This is a genomic window from Sporosarcina sp. P20a, from assembly GCF_002743175.1.
Lineage (GTDB): Bacteria > Bacillota > Bacilli > Bacillales_A > Planococcaceae > Sporosarcina.
In genome coordinates this window covers 1-20,122 of record NZ_PDYT01000033.1, presented here as the reverse complement: position 1 = coordinate 20,122, position 20,122 = coordinate 1, and the positions used below count along the sequence as shown (strand labels likewise).

Sequence of the window (20,122 nt, the reverse complement as noted above, 5' to 3'; positions counted from 1 at the left end):
GGTTCATTCGGTTGGTCTCTCGTAAGAGGCAACTTTCTAATATTAACATCTCATCGTTTCGTTGTCAACACTTTTACTTAAAAAGTTTTTCTTGTTAAGTTTGATGTTTTCGCAACTGCTTGATGCGACGCTTATAAATATACCACCGTGTTTATGAGAATGCAAGCTTTTTCACCATTCTTTTAAAAAAGAATGGCGAAACCGCATAGCGCCGCGAATCCAGGGACCCCTAGTATCGCCAATATCATGCCAGATGCAATGTTAACAGGTACATAGATGCCAATAAATCCGCCTGCAATGTTCATTAGAAAGAGAATAAAGAACGCAAAAGCTAATCTAAACCAGAATACCGATAAGCGTTCCATGTTTTTTTCGAGAGTGGTTCGGCTCATACTCAACAGCAATAATGATACGACTCCTAATATAGCTATGACTAAAATCCTCACAGAAAACGCCCTTTCTATCTCATAGATACTTATCTATATGCGTCTCTGGATAGGTTTAGTCCACTCATTCTCTATCTTTCAATTCTTTTCTATAGTTCTCGACGACCTTCTAATGCCCTAGACAATGTAACTTCGTCTGCATATTCTAGATCTCCACCGACAGGTAAGCCGTGGGCGATACGTGTTGTCGTGATTCCAGATGGTTTAACAAGCCTTGAAATGTACATGGCTGTTGCTTCTCCTTCTATAGTAGGGTTCGTTGCAAGAATCAATTCTTGCACTTCGTCTTCCTGGAGTCTTGTTAGTAATGAAGGAACGTTAATATCTTCTGGTCCAATACCGTCCATTGGCGATATCGCACCTTGCAATACATGATACAACCCGCGATAGTCACGCATCTTCTCCATAGCAATCACGTCTTTCGGATCCTGCACGACACAGATTGTTGTGCGATCACGCGATTGATCTTGACAGATATAGCATGGATCGATATCTGTTATATGACCACAAACCGAACAGAACTGAAGATTACGTTTCGCATCGACTAAAGCTTTAGCGAAATCTAGCACCGTGTCTTCTTTCATACTTAATACAAAAAACGCCAGACGACCCGCAGTTTTGGGGCCGATGCCTGGCAATTTCATAAAACTATCCATTAATTTTGATATAGGTTCAGGATAATGCATTATACAACCTCCTAGAACATCCCGGGCAAGTTCATTCCTTTTGTAAATTGGCCCATTGTGGAGTTCGTAATTTCTTCCGCTTTTGCAAGCGCATCATTTGTAGCGATAACGATCAAGTCTTGTAGGATCTCTACGTCTTCGGGATCTACCGCTTCTGGATCGATAATTACTTCAAGTACTTCTTTATGGCCTGACACAATTACTTTTACCATGCCGCCACCAGCTGTACCTTCCATTCTTTCGCTACCTAAGTTCTCCTGTGCCTCTGCCATCTTCTTTTGCATCTTTTGCATTTGCTTCATCATACCTTGCATATTCCCTGCTCCACGCATAAATAATTCCTCCTTAGTAAATTACTCTTCTATTGTAATAAAATCTTTTCCGAACATCTTCTCAGCTTCAGTTACAAGTGGATCAGCATCTTCAATCGATGCTTCTTCCATAAATGCTGACGTTGGTTGTTCCTCGTCTAACTGTTGAGGGTTTTCCTTACTTTTCTGACTGGCTAATCCATTTTTTTGTATGAAATCGGCACGAACTTGCAACCAGCTTTCCTCTGCCACGTAGACTACTTCATAACCTTTACCTGTCAGTCGCAGTAGCGCATCCGATAAGCCTGCTTGTAATGTAGCATTTTCAGAAGCCATCAAGCAATGAATTTCATATTTGAATTTTAGCACAAAAGCCGTCTCTGATGCTGCTACAGGCTCCGTCTCTTCCAATAAAGCGGCATGAGAGCGTTGCATACTTTGCATCATACCCGCCCATTGCTCACGAATCACTTGAATATCGGACTTCGTTGCGCCTTTTAATACTTCTACAATTTTACCTGTTGGCACTTTGGCAGATCTGGAAGCAGTTGAAGCAGCCCTTTTTGCCGGTGCTTGTGGCTCAGCGGATTGCTGTACAGCTCCTGCTGCTAGTTGTTGCTGTAGTTGTCTAACAGTCTGTTCTAACACGGCAAACTTCTGAGCCATTTCAGGATCAGCTGTGGAATTAGACACTTGTCGTTGCTCGCCAGAATGAATCATTTTCAACAAAGCGGATTCAATATAGACTTTCCCGTGATTAGAAAAACGCATTTCTTGCTGTGTTTTTGAAAGTATATCGATGTACCTGTACAATTCATCCGAGTGAAACTCTTGGGCAAGCTCTTGAAATTTATCTCCGTCTGAAATCAGTTCCAATAGATCTGTCAATTCAGGCGCTGTTCCAAGCAGTAATATATCACGGAAAAATGTAATCATGTCTTCGGCGAGTCTACCTACATCTTTCCCTTCCGCAATCAACTCGTGTAATAAAGACAATGCGGATCCCGCGTCTTTCGCTTGAATTGATTGTGCTAGCTGATAGAAGATCTCTTCACCAATAGCTCCAGTCACCAGCAGCGCGTCATTTGTTGTCAACACGTCTCCGCTGAACGATACGGCCTGATCGAGCATACTAAGCGCATCTCGCATTCCACCTGTTGCGGCTTGTGCAATTGCGCGCAAAGCACCAGTCTCTGCAGTAACACCAATATCTCCAATAACCTTTTCCATTCGCTCAATAATTTCAGGTGCCGTAATCGGTTTGAAATCAAATCGCTGGCATCTGGAAATGATAGTGAGCGGCAGCTTATGAGGTTCCGTAGTCGCCAGAATAAATACGACGTGGGCTGGGGGTTCTTCTAGCGTCTTCAGCAATGCGTTGAAAGCTGAATTCGACAGCATATGCACTTCATCAATAATATAGACTTTAAATCGTGCATTGGAAGGTGCCACATGCACACGTTCAATAATGTCGCGAATTTCTTCTACGCGCGAATTAGAAGCCGCATCAAATTCAGTGACATCCGTGTTAGATCCCTCTGTAATACTTTTACACGTCTCGCATTTATTACATGGTTCTGCTGCTGGACCATTTTCACAATTTAGTGCTTTTGCAAAAATCTTCGCCGCACTCGTTTTTCCTGTTCCACGGGGTCCCGAGAATAGATACGCATGCGTCGTCTTCTGATGGAGAAGGGTATTTTGCAGAGTTTGCTTGATCGCCTGCTGTCCTGACATTTCACCAAAAGCCTGCGGTCTGTAAGCGCGGTATAGTGCTTGATAAATCAACTGCGTTTCCCCCTTTTTCTCCGGTTGCATAATACTTCTATCATAACATGAAACACGATTTTTTCACCCTGTACCGCTTGGATATATTACGCAAATACTTCTGTCCACTCGTCTTTCTTATTAAGCATTGTGCGTGCAATTTCTTTCGCACCTTCAAGGCTATGGCTTGCTGCCCAGCCACACTGGACTTCATTACATGCCGGTACTGCTGTCGCTAGCAGTACATCATTTAATGTTTTCTCTACTATAGAAAGAATGTCATTATAGTCTTCATGGTTGATGACAGCTAGATAATAACCTGTCTGACAACCCATTGGACTGATATCGACGATTTGATCTGAATGGTTACGGCTGAATTCTGCCATCATATGTTCTAGTGAATGAAGTGCTGGCATATTCATATGGTCCGAATTCGGCTGGCAAAAACGGATATCATATTTCAAAATCTTGTCGCCATTCACTCCTTCTGTAGTTCCCGCTAATCGAATATAAGGTGCTTTCACTTTCGTATGATCTAAGTTAAAACTTTCAACGTTCATTTTTTTCTCAGTCAATGTAAATCGCTCCCTTTCAGCTATACGTACTATCTCGAAGTATACACTATTTAAGGGACATAAAAAACTCGCCCATAGTAAAATGGACGAGTGAATTATTGAATTAATGCCGTGCACCTATCTTCGACTGCCGCACATAAGCGTTACTCTTGTCGTTGGCTCGGTCTAGGCTACCCCGCGGCACATGAGAGAGTCCACTTAATGCTGCTTCCTTCCGGACCTGACATGATTCATGGGTTCCCATTGCGCAGGACCCAGACGTCAACACTACGTGCAAGAGGCAGACCCTACATGCGGACAGCCTCAGAAAAGGAGTTCAGTCTTGCTAGAGCGGATTGCAAGTTACAGGGCACCGCTAATTCCCCACCTAGCACGGCATTTCTTATTATACCCATAGTTAATAATGATTGCAACGGTAAACCTTGTATTCATCAGAATGTGTTTTAACATCCTATCACGTAAACAGTTAAAAACCATTTCATTCGCACAGAGTTGGATAGTATACTAATTTAAATGAGTGAGGTAAATAGCATAGATCCAACTAAACGTTATGAGCTCAGTTTCCGTAATATCGAAGTTCGAGTGTATGCAGCCATTGTTTTGCCCGCTGTCTTGCTCGGCCTAATGATATTTTTTTTCGCTAGTTCAGTTTTTAACTTTATGTATGCCGCTCTAATACAGACCGTCGCAATGATGAGTTTCTATTGTTGGCGCTTCATTTATCGCCGCAGAGAAAAAAGATAAAAAGAATAGTTGACGCTATGAAAATGATGTGGTAAGATATTATTTGTCTGATACGGAGGAATACCCAAGCCCGGCTGAAGGGATCGGTCTTGAAAACCGACAGGGGTGTTAAAGCCCGCGGGGGTTCGAATCCCTCTTCCTCCGCCATATTTTTGACAGCTTACGTTACTCGATGTAACGTTTTTTTATTGCCTTAAAATCTAAATAGAAGTAGAAATACATACATTACGAAAAACAGCGCCAGTGACTGAATCAGTCATGACGCTGTTTTTTATTTTGTGAGATATGCGCCTGTCTCTGCTGGTTGCAGGGCAAGTGCTTGATAATGTGGAAAGCTTTGTTCTAATGAAGCCGCCACTTGTTGCTCTGTTCCTGGTGGTACAGCTACAAAAAGGGACGGTCCTGCTCCGCTAATTGTCATGCCGTACGCTCCCGCTTCCTTACAAGCCAAACGTATTTCATCGAAGTTAGGGAATCCAACCTTTCGATAGGGTTCATGATATACATCCCGTTCCATCATACGTCCCGCTGTCACCCAATCCGATTGCGCAATAGCAGCAGTCATAACACTGCCCGCAGCACTCCCTCGTACTGCTACTTTATGCGTCAGTTGCTCAGGTAGCAATCCCCGTGAAGCTTCGGTCTTCAAAGCAACTGGAGGTACTAAGATGACAACACCGATCGGGGGTGCTGGAAATGTTAGTACTTCCATCTCATCTTCAGTGAAGTACGAAACTGTCATCCCACCAATCAACGCAGCAGTGACGTTATCGGCATGTCCTTCTAGATCGCTACCGATCCTTAACTTGTCTTTTGGTGATAGTTGCAAACCCGCTAGTTCACTTGCGATTTCAATACCTGCAGCTATTGCCGTAGCACTGCTACCCAGACCTTTTCCTAAAGGTATGTCAGAATGCACCACTAACTTTTGTGAAGAAATGACTTGATCATACCGCGATGCTACTTGCTGAATGGTCTGTACGATCAAATTTGTTTCGTCCGTCGGCAATGCAGCATATTCTTTATCTTGATACAAAACATACCACGCACTAGCTGGTGCAACTTCTATCGTCATGTTTAGTGAAAGGGCAAGACCTAAATGATCGAAGCCGGGTCCGAGATTAGCCGTCGTGGCTGGCACGGTCACTGAAAAACCGGCTTCTGTCATTAGTTGTTCCCCTCTTTCAATTCTTTCAAGAAGTTATCGAACTGTTCATTTGTCATCATAGGCTTATGTGCATTGACGTTGATTGCAGTTTCAGGATCCTTCAATCCATTACCTGTTAGGATACCGACAATCGTCGTTCCTTTTTCAATCAATCCTGCATCAAGTCGTTTCTTGATGCCTGCAATGGTTGCACAAGATGCAGGTTCTGCAAAGATACCATCTGTTGCAGCTAGTAATTGATATGCTTCAAGAATTTCTTCATCAGTAGCGGACAAGATGTCACCACCTGATTCTTCAAGGGCTTGAGTCGCTAAATGCCAACTTGCAGGGTTTCCGATACGTATTGCTGTAGCTACCGTTTCAGGCTCTTCGAATACACGATCATAGACAATTGGTGCTGCACCGTCTGCTTGAACTCCTAGTAATTTTGGTGTATCCGTACCCTTCTTCTCTGCGTATTCTTTAAAACCTTTCCACGCTGCGGATATATTACCTGCATTTCCAACAGGTAAAGCGAAGATATCTGGTACTTTACCGAGTTGTTCAATTGTCTCAAATGCTACCGTCTTTTGTCCTTCCAAACGATAAGGGTTCACAGAGTTTACCAACGCAATTTTACCTTCGCCTAGTTCACGTACCATACGTAGCGCTTCATCAAAGTTTCCTTCGATAGCTACGATTTCCGCTCCGTACATTTTTGCTTGTGCCAGTTTACCAAGTGCAATACGACCTTCAGGAATAACGACGATTGTACGCATGCCTGCACGTGCACCATAAGCTGCGGCTGCAGCAGATGTATTACCCGTTGAAGCACAGATCAAAGCTGTCTTTCCTTCTTCTTTCGCCTTCGCAACCGCCATCACCATTCCACGGTCTTTAAAAGAACCAGTTGGATTCGTTCCTTCTGTTTTCACATACAGATTGATTCCCCATTGCTTTGATAAGTTCTCAAGATAGATTAACGGCGTGTTTCCTTCTTGCAGTGTTAATGCAGGCGTATTCTCTGTCACCGGTAACCACTCTTTATACTCTTCGATCAATCCATTCCATCTTCTCATAATTCCTTATTCTCCTTCCACACGATAATGACTAGAAATGTCAATGACCGCTGGTGTATCTTTTAGGTCTGCTAAAATGTCTAAATGCTGTTGACGAGAAATTTTATGTGTAATAAAGATCAAATCCGCGCCTTCATCATGCAAATCAGAATCTTGGACTACTGTCGCTAGACTTGCTTTGTGGTGGCTATAAATGGATGTCAATTCTGTCAACACGCCTACTTCATCACGTACAGTAATACGGTGGAAGTAGCGAGCATACTTCTGTTCATCTGTTTTTACTTTACGTTCAAATTGTGGTGCATGCATTCTCTTACCATTCACACCTAGCAAGATATTACGGCAAGCCGCCACTACATCACCTGTTACAGAAGTTGCTGTGGGCAATGAGCCAGCTCCAGGTCCGTAGAACATCGTTTCACCTACTGAATCACTGTAAACATACACTGCGTTGAATTCATTATTAACTGTGGCCAGCGGATGAGAGTTATGAACAAAGACTGGCTCAACCGCAACTTCAATTCCTTCTTCATCTTTTTTCGCAGAACCCGTCATTTTAATCGTGTAACCGAATTGCTCCGCAAGCTGAAGATCTCCGTCTGCAATCTCTTTCATACCACGAACAAAGACATCGTCAAGATGCACTTCTGTGGAAAAAGATAGGGACGCAAGAATAACCATCTTACGTGCCGCATCAATACCATCTACGTCAGCAGAAGGATCTGCTTCAGCAAAGCCTAATTCCGCTGCTTCCGCTAATGCGTCTTCATAAGTCTTATTTTCATGCTTCATCTTTGTTAAAATGAAATTAGTCGTTCCGTTGACGATTCCTGTCAATGCAGTGATCCGGTCTGATGCTAATCCATCTTCCAATGTGCGGATCAACGGAATACCGCCACCCACACTCGCTTCATATAATAGGTCGCATTTATTTTCATCTGCTAATTTTAATAATTCAGGTCCAGATTCCGCCATGACATCCTTGTTCGCAGTGACAACACCCTTACCTGCTTCGAGTGAACGGCGAATCGCTAAAGAAGAACCTCCTGTCACTTCAATGATCAAGTCAATTTCAGGATCGTTTAACACTTCATCAAGTGATGTAGTGAACATTTCTTTAGGTATCACGCCATTACGTTTCTTATCCAAGTTTTTAACAAGGACTTTCTTGATGGATACAGGAACACCAAGCTTATGTCGAAGGTCATCCTGGTGATTGTGCAGAATTGTTGCCACACCACTTCCGACCACTCCATAACCTAGCAAGCCGATATTAATCTCATTTTTCTCATTTTTCATTTGACGATTCTCCTAACTATATGTACACTATGAAAAAACAATCGTTCTTCGTATAAGGACAATTATAGAGAATTCTGCCTTTAATAACAACCTGTTTTCACGAATCTTCTAAATATAGATAGATAATCTCAAAAAGATAGGATCTGGTACTCAATGAAAGTTTGTAAATTTGGCGGAACATCCGTCGCATCCGCGGAACAAATCCGTAAAGTGGTCGACATTGTCGTATCCGACCCAACGAGAAAAATTGTCGTAGTTTCTGCACCAGGTAAACGCTCTTCGTCTGACATTAAAGTAACCGACTTGCTCATTGGTTTGGCAAATACTTCACTTGCCGGTGAAGACACAACAGGCGCACTGCAAATGGTTGTGGAGCGTTACAAAGAAATTGCCGAAGGTCTAGGCCTAGATGAAGATATTGCACAAGTAATCGAGCAAGATGTCATTAGACGTCTGAATAAAGATCAGTCAGACGAAATTCTGTACGTAGACAGCTTGAAAGCTGCCGGGGAAGACAATAATGCAAAAATGATTGCGGCTTACTTCCGACATATTGGCGTCGAAGCAGAATACGTAAATCCTCGTGAAGGTGGATTACTTGTTAACCAGCGTCCAGAACGAGTACGTGCTCTTCCAGAAGGCAATGAAAAGCTCTGTAAACTACGTGATAAAGAAGGCATCATCGTATTCCCGGGATTTTTCGGCTATACAGAAGACGGAACATTGCGTACGTTCAACCGTGGCGGCTCCGATATTACAGGCGCCCTTCTAGCAGCGGCGACAAATGCAGAACTTTACGAAAACTTTACCGATGTGGATTCAGTTTTCGCGGCGAATCCCACCGTTATTGAAAATCCACGTGCAATTGATTCGATGACATATAGGGAAATGCGTGAGCTTGCATACGCAGGATTTTCTGTGTTTCACGAAGAAGCGCTGGTACCTGCATTCCGTCACAAGATTCCTGTTTGTATCAAGAACACAAATAATCCAAGTGCACCCGGCACAATGATTGTTCGGGATCGCGACCATAATCTTCAATCCGTTGTCGGAATTGCTGCCGATAAGGGATTCTCTACACTCTTCGTTGCTAAATACTTGATGAACTTAGAAATCGGTTTCGGACGTCACTTACTACAAATTCTAGAAGAAGAAGAAATTCCATTTGAACATACACCGTCTGGTATTGATAACTTATCTGTCATTATTCGCGATGAACATTTAACACCGGAAAAAGAAGCACGTATCGTTAAGCGCATTGAACAGGAGTTATGTCCCGACGATGTTCATTTCCAGCGTGATTATTCCATGGTAGTACTCGTAGGTGAAGGCATGCGCCACGCAAGAGGATTGGCAGCACGCGCGGCATCTGCTATTGCGCGAACAGGTGCAAATATCGAAATGATTAACCAAGGATCTTCAGAGGTCAGTTTAGTATTCGGTATCCAAGAAAAGGATGAAAACGTTGTCCTACGGGAGCTATATCAAGAATTCTTTACAGAAGTCGCTGTTCATTAATACAATCGACATCCCTTATACACGGGGTGTCGATTTTTTCATTTCTTCAGCAATTCTTCCGATAATCAACTCAATATCCTCTTCATTTTCTAACAGATCATATTCTTCGATGTTTAGCCGAATGACTGGGCATGCAGTAAATGAATTAATCCACTGTTCGTAGCGACGATACATCTCTTCCCAATAACCTCTTGGCGTTTGCAGCTCCATATCCCTGCCACGCTCTTCAATACGATCGAGAATGACAGGTAATGGTCCTTCCAAATATATAAGAGCACTTGGATGTGGAAAATACGGCGTCATAACCATTGCATCATACAAATTCATATAGGTTTCAAAGTCGACCGCTTCCATAGTTCCTTCATCAGCGTGCATTTTAGCAAAGATCCCTACGTCTTCGTAGATGGAACGATCTTGTACAAAACCGCCACCGCTTTCGAATATATGCTTTTGCTCTTTAAAACGTTCTGCCAAAAAGAAGATTTGTAAATGGAAGCTCCAACGTTGGAAGTCATCATAGAACCTCTCTAAGTATGGGTTTTCTGCGACGTTTTCCAAGGACTCTTGAAAGCCCAGTCTTTTGGCAATCGCATGTGCCATTGTCGACTTGCCTACCCCTACCATTCCCGCTACAGCGAACACACTATTTTTCGATATATTAGGTAACTTCATTTAGCTTCAAACCTTTCTGGACCGCTTCATAAACTTTGTTTATTATTGCATCCATGTCTTCTTTATTGCGCACATAGTCCACTTCATCCCCGTTTATATGGATAACTTGGATGTCGGGGTGAGTAGCTTCGAACTCCGGTAAATAGGTACGGTAATCCTCCGAAAGCTGCAGTAAATAATTGGGGTCCATATCCGCTTCATACGACCGACCACGCTCGTCGATTCGATTAAGCAATGTAGGAATGGATGCTGACAATGAAATAATGACATTTGGCATAGGAAGATCTTTCGTCAAAATATGATAAATTTCTTTATATTTCACAAAGTCTTTTGACTCTAATGTGCGTTGCGCAAATAGCATATTTTTGAATACATGATAATCTGCTACGACAGGTAACCCTCGCGATATGTATTCTCTATTGATTTGCTTCAATTGTTCATAGCGATTACATAAGAAAAACATTTCCGTCTGGAAGCTCCATTTTTCTTTATCTTGATAAAACTGATCGAGAAAAGGATTCTCTCCACTAATTTCTCTTAATTGATTATATGAAAAGGTCTCAGCAATCGCTGCCGTGAGCGTAGTCTTCCCTACACCAATCGGACCTTCTACCGCAATAAACGGGACAAACATGTACCACTCACCCTTTCAATTCATTACCTTTCCATTTTATCATAGACGACCATATAGAATGCGACTTTTATTGAGGTGTTTTATTGTTTTCCTCTTGTCTGTTTCACGTGGAACATTTCACTAATTGATTTTGATGTTTCGCATGATAGACTGTTGATAAGGAGGGATGAATCGATGAAAAATGATGAATACTACATGAGACTGGCAATAGAAGAAGCAGAAAAGGCTTCTGCTCTAGCTGAAGTACCGATTGGTGCAGTCATTGTACATAACGAAGAAGTAATTGCCGCGGCCCATAATCTGCGTGAAACCACTCAAAATGCGGTCACACACGCAGAGCTATCTGCCATCCAAATAGCTTGTGAGAAGGTTGGAAGTTGGCGTTTAGAAGACACTACACTTTACGTCACACTCGAACCATGCCCTATGTGCGCAGGTGCCATACTACAATCCCGCATTCCACGAGTCGTTTACGGAGCACGCGATCCAAAAGGAGGTTGCGTCCACACCTTTTACCAACTACTTAACGACTCCCGATTCAATCATGAATGCATTGTAACCGAAGGTGTTCTCGGTGAAGAATGCGGACAACTCCTTACTACCTTCTTTCGATCATTAAGAGAAAAAAGAAAAGCCGCAAAAAAAGAAGCCCAACGCCTAGAGTAGAACTCGTAAGCGTCGGGCTTCATTCTTTTGTATTTCACTAATTAGCATTGGTATTTGAAAGTGCATACTTGTTAATTATGTGGTGCACAGATCATTCGCGTATTTCTTCTTACTTAGGTGCTTCAATCTTTTCTTTTCCACCCATATATGGTCGAAGCACATCTGGAATCACAACAGAACCATCTTCCTGTTGATAATTTTCCAAAATTGCTGCTACTGTACGACCAACAGCCAAACCACTACCATTCAACGTATGAACGTACTCAGGCTTCGCACCCGGCTCACGGCGGAAACGGATATGTGCTCGACGCGCCTGAAAGTCTTCAAAGTTAGAACAAGAAGAAATTTCTCTGTAGACATTTTGTGTAGGAATCCATACTTCCAAATCGTACTTCTTGGCAGCTGTGAAACCTAAATCTGCAGTACACATCTTAAGAGCACGATACGGCAATTTCAACAATTGCAATACTTTTTCCGCATGGCCAGTTAATTTCTCCAACTCATCGTATGAATCTTCCGGCTTCACAAAGCGAACCAACTCCACTTTATTGAACTGGTGCTGGCGAATTAATCCACGCGTATCACGACCTGCAGACCCTGCTTCAGAACGGAAGTTAGTACTATACGCTGTGAATGCAATTGGCAGCTTAGATCCTTCTATGATTTCATCGCGATAGAAGTTAGTAACAGGAACTTCAGACGTCGGGATCAAGAAGTAGTCCTCTTCTTCAATTAAAAACGCATCTTCTTCAAACTTCGGTAGTTGTCCCGTTCCAGTCAAGCTTGTACGGTTTACTAAATATGGTGGTAGCATTTCCTCATAGCCGTGTTCCTCTTGATGAAGATCCAGCATGAAATTGATTAATGCACGTTCAAGTCGCGCACCGAGTCCGCGGTAAAACACAAAACGACTACCTGTTACTTTTGCTGCTCGTTCAAAATCGAGTAGTTGAAGATCCGTCCCTATTTCCCAGTGTGGTTTAGGTTCGAAGTCAAACGTTGGGATCTCCCCCCACGTACGTACTTCTACGTTATCATCTTCACTATCCCCTACTGGCACACTATCATGTGGAATGTTTGGAATACGCATAAGTACATAATTCAGTTCCTCTTCCACTTTAGAAAGTTCTTGATCGTATGCTTTGATTTCCTCACCAACTGTTTTCATCTTTGCAATGACTTCATCCGCATCTTCTTTATTACGCTTCATTTGTGCTACTTGCTGTGATACTTCATTACGCTCAGCTTTCAGTACTTCTACTTTAGATAAGATTTCGCGTCGTTTCTCATCAAGTCCGCCAAACTTTTCAAAGTCGGTTAAATCTTCTCCACGTTTACTGAGTTTCGCTTTTACTTCTTCATAATTCGCACGCAATAGTTTACTGTCTAGCACGTCATCCGCCTCCTTGTATTTACATCACTGATAATAAAAAACAATAAAAAAAGCCCTCCATCCCCTAAAATAGGGACGAGAACTACCCGCGTTGCCACCCAAATTGACTGATTGCTCAGCCCACTTGTTTGAGATATCGGCTCAACTGACCGTCAAAACCTACTGATTCGGCTCTGCTACTCCAGGACGGATTCACACCAGTTTTTACCAGCTCCCACCATCCGCCGGCTCTCTAAAAAAAACATGGTTGCTACTGCTTCCTATCATCGTAATGTATGTGAAATTAGATATACCATACTACAATTTCTGACTATTGACAAGAGACACGGTACATTTTCGCATGACAAATATCGTAAAAGTTAGAGATTACTTCGACTATAAAAATTACTTTAACACATGCTCGAATGGCCCGATTGTTTAGTTTATGGAAAGATTAACACATTATACTTTCTCGGGAAATATCTCTTGTTACTAAAGTGGTACCTTTCTAATTCTACTCTAAATACTCAACTTGATTCCTACACTATTGGGTTGGTTCAACTATAGGATTCGTCATGCCCATGAGACAACTCGTTTTTTTGTAATTGTCTCATGGTTGGACGGAATCCTGTAGTGGCCATGGGAATCATAACGCTCCCTGACTTCATTTCCCTAATTCAATCGCATCTTATGAGCTACGAATCGCCATCAATTCACTTTCGGCAAGCTGAGAAATTTCCAAACCTTTCATCGGCGTGCCGATCCCTTTCGACAGCTTAGCGATCAACTCGTAATCCTGGTAGTTTGCGGTAGCCTGTACAATCGCACGTGCAAATGCTTCAGGATTTTCTGATTTGAAAATTCCTGAACCAACGAACACTCCGTCCGCTCCAAGTTCCATCATCAATGCTGCGTCAGCAGGTGTTGCGACACCTCCAGCCGAATAGTTCACAACCGGTAAGCGACCAGCTTCTTTAATAGCAAGTAGAATTTCATATGGAGCACCTAGATTACGAGCTTCTGTCATTAACTCGTCTTTGCTCATATGGACTACTTTACTTACTTGAGCATTTATCATTCGCAAGTGGCGCACGGCTTCCACAATATTTCCTGTTCCAGGTTCCCCTTTTGTACGAAGCATTTTTGCCCCTTCACCTAAGCGACGCGCAGCTTCACCAAGGTTTCTCGCTCCACAAACAAATGGCACGCTGAAATCGCTTTTCAGTAAGTGAAACTCGTCGTCTGCAGGTGTTAGTACTTCACTTTCATCAATGAAATCCACACCTAACGCTTCCAATACACGAGCTTCTGAAATATGACCAATACGTGCTTTTGCCATGACAGGAATGGATACTGCTTTTTGTACTTCCTCTACGATTCGTGGGTCTGCCATACGTGCAACACCGCCTGCCGCTCGAATATCAGAAGGTACTCGCTCTAGTGCCATAACTGCAATAGCTCCGGCTGCTTCCGCCACCTTTGCCTGCTCTGCATTGATTACATCCATAATGACGCCGCCATACTTAAAACTCATTTCATTTCCCCCTTTTTGTTATTTTCAGTATAATTGAAATTGACCATATGAAAATAGCCAGTTTCACATTAAACAACATGGTCAGATTAGAGGGGTCACTATGGACATGATTTTTATCGAGCTTCAAAAAGATTTGGATATCCCGCTTTATCAACAAATATATAATCAAATTAAACAAGACATAATTGACGGCAAGTTCCCCGTTGGCATGAAACTCCCCTCCAAACGTCAACTGGAAGAGTTTCTAGGTGTTAGTCAGACAACAATTGAAATGGCTTATGATCAACTAACGGCAGAAGGTTTTATCGCAGCGGAACCACGAAAAGGTTATTTCATACAAGCAATAGAGGAACTCGCCTATGTACAGCCTGTAAAGTCAGAGACCGTAGCTGAAATTCCTATAACCAAACCTATTCATTACGACTTTTCACCAAGTTCGATTGATACAGAAAACTTCCCATTCATCATATGGAGAAAATATGCACGAGATATAATGGATACAACAAACGCGCACTTATTACTACTCGGAGACCCGCACGGTGATATTGAGTTGCGCCAAGAAATTGCCCGCTACTTATACCACTCACGAGGAGTGGACTGTACACCTGAACAAATTATTGTTGGTTCCGGTACAGAACAACTTTTGCCTTTGATTATCCGAATACTAGGTGAATGGGCTCGCTATGCAATTGAAGATCCAGGTTATCTAATGACCAAGCACGTCTTTTCGGAATACTACAGAAAGACGATTCCCATTGCAGTCGACCATGAAGGACTTGACGTAAAGGCGCTACAACGGTCCGATGCCTCCATAGCCTACGTTACCCCTTCCCATCAGTTCCCGACTGGCACAGTGCTGTCTGCTGCTCGCAGGACCGCGCTTTTGAACTGGGCAGCATCGAATCCTGAGTTTTTTATAATTGAAGATGATTATGACAGTGAATTCCGTTACCGAGGACGTCCTATACCTTCCTTGCAGGGGATGGATAAAGGAGAAAATGTTATCTATTTAAGTACATTTACTAAATCACTTATGCCATCTATGCGAATTGCCTACATGGTGTTGCCGCCAAGGTTATTGGATACATACCGACAGGCTTTCATCCCCTACTCTTCTTCCGTACCGCGGATTGATCAACATATCTTGGCACGTTTCATGGCAGATGGACAATTCTCGCGCCACCTGAACCGTATGCGGAAAATCTATCGTCGGAAAATGCATACATTGACGAATTTATTAAAGTCGTATGAACCTACCATTTCATTCTCAGGCGACGAAGCCGGTATGCATGTCTTGCTTCACGTTCATACGGATAGAACGGAAAAGGAACTAATCAATGATGCTCTTCAATCAGGTATTAAAGTTCGTGGTCTAGACACCTATAAGGTAATGCCCGATCAATCGCCTCCTTCATTCCTAATCGGATTCGGCGGACTAACTGAAGAGGATATCAAACTGGCAATCCCGAAGTTGTTCCATGTGTGGAACATCAAAAAGACAGCGATACCTAAGTAGGTACGCTGTCTTTTTGTAGTTAATTAAATAAGCCTTTTACAAAACCAGTAGAACTATTCCACGCACTTGAGAAGAAGTTACCAATTGCCCCCATAGTTAACGAGAACCAACCAGCTTTCTTCACTTCTTCAGTCGTGACGACTTCCGTATTAACTATTTTCCCGTCAATAAAACCATAATCTGATCCATCTTTTTTCACTAGCTTAACATGACCAACAACCGTACCTTTTTTAATTGGTGCTTGGACTTGTCCATTTTTCACCAACTTCTTATCTAATACGAGTTCAGTAGTATAGTCTTGATCTTCATCATTGCGGACTAACATGCTTATAGGTTTCTTTGTAGCAATCGCTACTTTTTTCTCTTTACCTTTTATAACATCTAGAGTCTTCTGCTTCTTGAACTGGTACCCTGCTTTAAGTAGCTCTGTTTCACTATACTCCTTAAAGCCATAATCAAATAACTCACGAGTTGCATCAAAACGTGCTTCATAAGATCCAACACCCTTATCATCCACTGCATTCATTACAACAGCAATAACACGTCGGCCATCACGTACTGCGGTACCCGTGAAACAATGTCCTGCAAATTCCGTAGTACCCGTTTTCAAGCCATCGATTCCTTCATATTCATATACTAAGCCTGGCAACATAAAGTTCCAGTTTACCATGTCAATGGCATCATCTGTTCCTTCACGGAAAGTCTTTTTAGCAATTTTCGTTGTCTCTAGTACTTCCGGATATTCTTTCAATAAATGATAGGCTAGTTTAGCAACAGAACGTGCAGGCATAACGTTTTCATCTTTCTCACCAAACTCACTTGGGTGCATACCTTGTAAGTCACTGTTGTTCAAACCCGTAGAATTGACAAATTTATAATCTGTCAATCCAAGTTCTTCAGCCTTTTCATTCATTAGATGGACAAATTCCTCTTCCGATCCTGCAATTGACTCCGCAATCGCTATAGTCGCCGCATTTGCTGAATAAATTGCTACTGCTTCATAAAGTTCACGAATCGTATAGGATCCATCTCGACGAAGCGGTACATTACTTAAACGACGATCTTGTGAAACCTTATACGTATATTCAGTAACTTTGTATTCTTGATCCCAGGTAATTGTTCCATCATCAAGCGCTTCGAACATCAAGTATTCCGTCATCATTTTGGTCATACTTGCAATACCAAGCGGCTTATCCGAGTTCTCTTCGTATAATACCTTGCCACTATCTGCATCTATCAAAATAGCTCCGTTTACACGAAGGTCCAGTGAAGAATCACTTTCCTTTGCCGCTACAGATTCTTGCATACCTAACGTCATAAACAACATCATTGGCACCAGTAAAATTGCCAACCATCTCTGTGTTACTTTTTCCACTCATCTTACCTCCGTAGTCACAATATCAAAAGTCAGTGTACCATATTCCCGGCAAGTCAGATATGCTTATGGCAAAAAAACATATATTCCCCTATGAAAATCAGTGTACTTTTCATTAAATTTTATTATTCCTCATATAACAACAAAAAAGGACAGGAGGAAATTCCCCCCTGCCCCTTACCTAGTAAATTAACGTACCGAATAGTTCGGTGCTTCTTTTGTAATTTGCACTTGGTGTGGATGACTTTCTAGTAAACCAGCACCTGTCATACGAATAAATTGTGCATTTTCACGATGTGCTTCAAGATCCTTCGAACCGCAGTATCCCATACCTGCTCGAATACCTCCTATAAGCTGATGAATTGTATCGGACAAAGGCCCTTTGTACGGCATACGACCTTCGATGCCTTCAGGAACAAGCTTCTTTTCATCTTCTTGGAAGTAACGATCTTTTGAACCTTTTTCCATTGCTGCAACAGAACCCATACCACGGTATACCTTAAAACGACGTCCCTGGAAGATCTCAGACTCCCCTGGGCTCTCAGTAGTACCTGCGAGCAAGCTTCCAAGCATAACCGCATGTCCACCGGCAGCCAACGCTTTGACAATATCACCAGAATATTTAATTCCACCATCGGCAATAATCGTCTTGCCGTATTTACGTGCAACAGTTGCACACTCATAAATAGCAGTGATCTGTGGTACACCAACACCTGCAACTACACGTGTTGTACAAATAGAACCAGGGCCAATACCAACTTTCACTACGTCAGCACCTGCTTCATACAATGCTTCAGCTGCTTCTGCTGTTGCTACGTTACCTGCTACAATCGCAAGGTCCGGATAATTTCCGCGGATCTCTCTCACTGTGTCAATAACACCCTTAGAGTGTCCGTGTGCTGTATCAATAACTATTAGGTCAACTTCTGCCTGTACAAGCTTCTCAATGCGCGTAGAAGTGTCTACCGTGACTCCTACAGCCGCACCAACAAGTAAGCGTCCAGCCTTATCTTTTGCTGCGTTAGGGAACTCAATAACTTTCTCGATATCCTTAATTGTAATTAAACCGTTAAGAATACCTTTATCATCTACGATCGGTAGCTTTTCAATTTTATATTGCTGTAGCATTTTCTCAGCATCTTCAAGTGTAGTTCCTACAGGAGCCGTCACCAAGTTTTCTTTCGTCATGACTTCATCAATGATAATGGAATAATCCTGAATGAATCTCAGGTCACGGTTCGTCAAAATACCAACCAGTTTCTTCTCTTCCATGTTGTTAACGATCGGGACACCTGAGATACGATATTTACCCATTAAATGCTCTGCATCAAACACTTGATGTTCCGGGGTAAGGAAGAACGGATTTTTAATAACTCCATTCTCAGAACGTTTAACTGTAACAACTTCCTCAGCTTGTTCTTCAATACTCATGTTTTTATGAATAACGCCGATTCCACCTTGACGAGCCATAGATATTGCCATCTTGGATTCCGTTACTGTATCCATACCTGCACTAATGATAGGTATATTCAACTTAATGCTGTCTGTTAAGTTCACAGATAGCGAAACAGCCTTTGGCAATACATCAGATGCTGCTGGCACCAATAATACATCATCGAACGTCAGACCTTCACGAGAAAACTTTGATTCCCACATTAACTTTCTGCCTCCTAAAATTACTATTGTCTATTCAGATTATTAAAAGGTTATCAGCGTCAATGGGGCGTGTCAAGACAGAAGTTTATAAACTGACTATTCCTATTACTCACTAAATATTTTATCCAATGACTTTTGCATCTTTAATGGATTCGTCTGTGGTGCAAAACGATCTACTACTTGTCCGTTTGAATCAATCAAGAACTTCGTGAAGTTCCATTTGATTCCTTCCGTCAATACACCCTTTTGCTGTTCTGCTAGATACGTAAATAAAGGTTCTGCTTCATCTCCTTTTACATCTATCTTGGCAAACATCGGGAACGTTACGCCGTAATTCACTTGGCAGAAGTTCATCGTTTCATCAATATCATCAAATTCCTGATTATTGAAATTGTCCGATGGGAAGCCCAGTATAACCAATCCTTGATCTTTATATTCTTCGTATAGTTGCTGTAGTTCTTTAAATTGTTTTGTGAAACCGCATTTACTCGCAGTGTTGACAATGACCATTGGACTTCCTTCAAATTCCTTTAGAGATTTCTTTTCTCCACTAGTAGTTTCCACTGTGAAATCGTAAACTGTCGTCATGCAGAATCGCCCCTTTTCTTTTAGTATATGTTACCTGACTATTGAAAGAATACCTAGTATCCTGTTTGGTTCGAAGGCTTTTTAAGGCATTATGGTAAGAGATTTAGATGTGTTTTGCGGGGGGATAGAGCGGTTGGTGTGACTTATTGAGCGGTTAAGCGCGGGCATAGAGCGGGCGCCGTGATTCATTGAGCGGATAAACCGAGCAATTGAGCGGTTAAGCGCGGGCATAGAGCGGGCGCCGTGATTCATTGAGCGGATAAACCGAGCAATTGAGCGCTCGCCGAGACTCATTGAGCGGTTAAGCAGAGAGATTGAGCGCTTGCCCTCATACATAGAGCGGATATCGGAAATATATGAGTGAATGAAGTACGAGTTCCCCAATCCTAAATTCAATCAATTACCATTATAAAACACAAAAAAGCCACTCCCCAAAGGGAATGGCTTCGCGTGCCTAGCAACGTCCTACTCTCACAGGGGGAAACCCCCAACTACCATCGGCGCTGAAGAGCTTAACTTCCGTGTTCGGTATGGGAA

At 42.4% G+C, this 20,122-nt stretch carries 18 protein-coding genes, 1 tRNA gene, 1 rRNA gene, 1 other RNA gene and 1 other annotated feature; of the genes, 4 read left to right on the top strand and 17 right to left on the bottom strand.

All coding sequences use genetic code 11. The annotated features are described in order from the left end of the window. Positions 1-182: 182 nt before the first annotated feature. The 6 genes from CSV72_RS17085 to ffs all read right to left on the bottom strand — a co-directional run bounded on the left by CSV72_RS17085 (position 183) and on the right by ffs (position 4,161). Positions 183-446, bottom strand: a complete 264-nt coding sequence (locus CSV72_RS17085) for a pro-sigmaK processing inhibitor BofA family protein (RefSeq protein ID WP_233190512.1) — start codon at positions 444-446, stop codon at positions 183-185. A gap of 89 nt (positions 447-535) precedes the next feature. Further along, positions 536-1,132: a recombination mediator RecR gene (recR, locus tag CSV72_RS15800; protein ID WP_099632605.1), complete on the bottom strand. Its 597-nt coding sequence runs from the start codon at positions 1,130-1,132 to the stop codon at positions 536-538. Positions 1,133-1,143: 11 nt separating this feature from the next. Continuing rightward, on the bottom strand, positions 1,144-1,464 hold the full coding sequence (locus CSV72_RS15795) for a YbaB/EbfC family nucleoid-associated protein (RefSeq protein ID WP_099635472.1): 321 nt from the start codon (positions 1,462-1,464) through the stop codon (positions 1,144-1,146). 21 nt (positions 1,465-1,485) lie between these two features. Beyond that, positions 1,486-3,231: a DNA polymerase III subunit gamma/tau gene (gene dnaX, locus CSV72_RS15790; protein ID WP_099679148.1), complete on the bottom strand. Its 1,746-nt coding sequence runs from the start codon at positions 3,229-3,231 to the stop codon at positions 1,486-1,488. 86 nt (positions 3,232-3,317) lie between these two features. Next, the gene (locus CSV72_RS15785; protein ID WP_099679147.1) at positions 3,318-3,785 is read right to left on the bottom strand and encodes an S-ribosylhomocysteine lyase; all 468 of its coding nucleotides are present in this window, start codon (positions 3,783-3,785) and stop codon (positions 3,318-3,320) included. Between the two features lie 109 nt (positions 3,786-3,894). Next, an RNA gene (gene ffs, locus CSV72_RS15780) (signal recognition particle sRNA large type) lies at positions 3,895-4,161 on the bottom strand. 422 nt (positions 4,162-4,583) lie between these two features. Between ffs and CSV72_RS15775 the strand changes: the two genes are divergently transcribed. Next, positions 4,584-4,676 (top strand) — tRNA-Ser (locus tag CSV72_RS15775). 124 nt (positions 4,677-4,800) lie between these two features. Here the strand turns inward: CSV72_RS15775 and thrB are convergent. Genes thrB through CSV72_RS15760 form a run of 3 tightly spaced genes read right to left on the bottom strand, consistent with a single transcriptional unit; the run spans position 4,801 to position 8,054 of the window. After that, positions 4,801-5,697, bottom strand: a complete 897-nt coding sequence (thrB, locus tag CSV72_RS15770) for a homoserine kinase (protein ID WP_099679146.1) — start codon at positions 5,695-5,697, stop codon at positions 4,801-4,803. Further along, the gene (thrC, locus tag CSV72_RS15765) at positions 5,697-6,755 is read right to left on the bottom strand and encodes a threonine synthase (RefSeq protein ID WP_099635476.1); all 1,059 of its coding nucleotides are present in this window, start codon (positions 6,753-6,755) and stop codon (positions 5,697-5,699) included. The genes thrB and thrC overlap by 1 nt, the downstream gene beginning before the upstream one ends. A 6-nt stretch (positions 6,756-6,761) precedes the next feature. Beyond that, positions 6,762-8,054 carry a homoserine dehydrogenase gene (locus tag CSV72_RS15760; protein WP_099679145.1) on the bottom strand — a complete coding sequence of 431 codons (1,293 nt, stop codon included), beginning with the start codon at positions 8,052-8,054 and terminating at the stop codon, positions 6,762-6,764. Between the two features lie 153 nt (positions 8,055-8,207). On the opposite strand from CSV72_RS15760, the gene CSV72_RS15755 reads away from it, so the two are divergent. After that, positions 8,208-9,572 carry an aspartate kinase gene (locus CSV72_RS15755; RefSeq protein WP_099679144.1) on the top strand — a complete coding sequence of 455 codons (1,365 nt, stop codon included), beginning with the start codon at positions 8,208-8,210 and terminating at the stop codon, positions 9,570-9,572. Positions 9,573-9,587: 15 nt separating this feature from the next. Here CSV72_RS15755 and CSV72_RS15750 read toward each other — a convergent pair whose 3' ends face one another. Then, positions 9,588-10,244 (bottom strand): deoxynucleoside kinase, encoded by a 657-nt coding sequence (locus CSV72_RS15750; RefSeq protein ID WP_099679143.1) that lies wholly within the window; start codon positions 10,242-10,244, stop codon positions 9,588-9,590. Next, positions 10,231-10,878: a deoxynucleoside kinase gene (locus CSV72_RS15745; protein WP_099679142.1), complete on the bottom strand. Its 648-nt coding sequence runs from the start codon at positions 10,876-10,878 to the stop codon at positions 10,231-10,233. The genes CSV72_RS15750 and CSV72_RS15745 overlap by 14 nt, the downstream gene beginning before the upstream one ends. A gap of 174 nt (positions 10,879-11,052) precedes the next feature. Here CSV72_RS15745 and tadA point away from each other — a divergent pair, with 174 nt between their 5' ends. Continuing rightward, the gene (tadA, locus tag CSV72_RS15740; protein WP_099679141.1) at positions 11,053-11,544 is read left to right on the top strand and encodes a tRNA adenosine(34) deaminase TadA; all 492 of its coding nucleotides are present in this window, start codon (positions 11,053-11,055) and stop codon (positions 11,542-11,544) included. Between the two features lie 109 nt (positions 11,545-11,653). Here tadA and serS read toward each other — a convergent pair whose 3' ends face one another. Together serS and pdxS are read right to left on the bottom strand one after the other, a co-directional pair. Continuing rightward, positions 11,654-12,937, bottom strand: a complete 1,284-nt coding sequence (gene serS / locus CSV72_RS15735) for a serine--tRNA ligase (protein WP_099679140.1) — start codon at positions 12,935-12,937, stop codon at positions 11,654-11,656. 68 nt (positions 12,938-13,005) lie between these two features. Further along, positions 13,006-13,213, bottom strand: a binding site (T-box leader). 391 nt (positions 13,214-13,604) lie between these two features. After that, positions 13,605-14,450 (bottom strand): pyridoxal 5'-phosphate synthase lyase subunit PdxS, encoded by an 846-nt coding sequence (pdxS, locus tag CSV72_RS15730; RefSeq protein ID WP_099635483.1) that lies wholly within the window; start codon positions 14,448-14,450, stop codon positions 13,605-13,607. A gap of 100 nt (positions 14,451-14,550) precedes the next feature. On the opposite strand from pdxS, the gene pdxR reads away from it, so the two are divergent. Further along, positions 14,551-15,966, top strand: coding sequence for a MocR-like pyridoxine biosynthesis transcription factor PdxR (gene pdxR / locus CSV72_RS15725; protein WP_099679139.1), 1,416 nt, complete (start codon positions 14,551-14,553; stop codon positions 15,964-15,966). A 19-nt stretch (positions 15,967-15,985) separates the two neighbouring features. On the opposite strand, the gene CSV72_RS15720 is transcribed toward pdxR, so the two are convergent. The 4 genes from CSV72_RS15720 to rrf all read right to left on the bottom strand — a co-directional run. Next, positions 15,986-17,341 (bottom strand): D-alanyl-D-alanine carboxypeptidase family protein, encoded by a 1,356-nt coding sequence (locus CSV72_RS15720; protein ID WP_099679138.1) that lies wholly within the window; start codon positions 17,339-17,341, stop codon positions 15,986-15,988. 189 nt (positions 17,342-17,530) lie between these two features. Next, positions 17,531-18,997, bottom strand: coding sequence for an IMP dehydrogenase (gene guaB, locus CSV72_RS15715; protein WP_099679137.1), 1,467 nt, complete (start codon positions 18,995-18,997; stop codon positions 17,531-17,533). Positions 18,998-19,102: 105 nt separating this feature from the next. Continuing rightward, positions 19,103-19,585 carry a glutathione peroxidase gene (locus CSV72_RS15710; protein ID WP_099635487.1) on the bottom strand — a complete coding sequence of 161 codons (483 nt, stop codon included), beginning with the start codon at positions 19,583-19,585 and terminating at the stop codon, positions 19,103-19,105. A gap of 452 nt (positions 19,586-20,037) precedes the next feature. Next, positions 20,038-20,122: ribosomal RNA gene (rrf, locus tag CSV72_RS15705) — 5S ribosomal RNA — on the bottom strand; the annotation flags it as partial.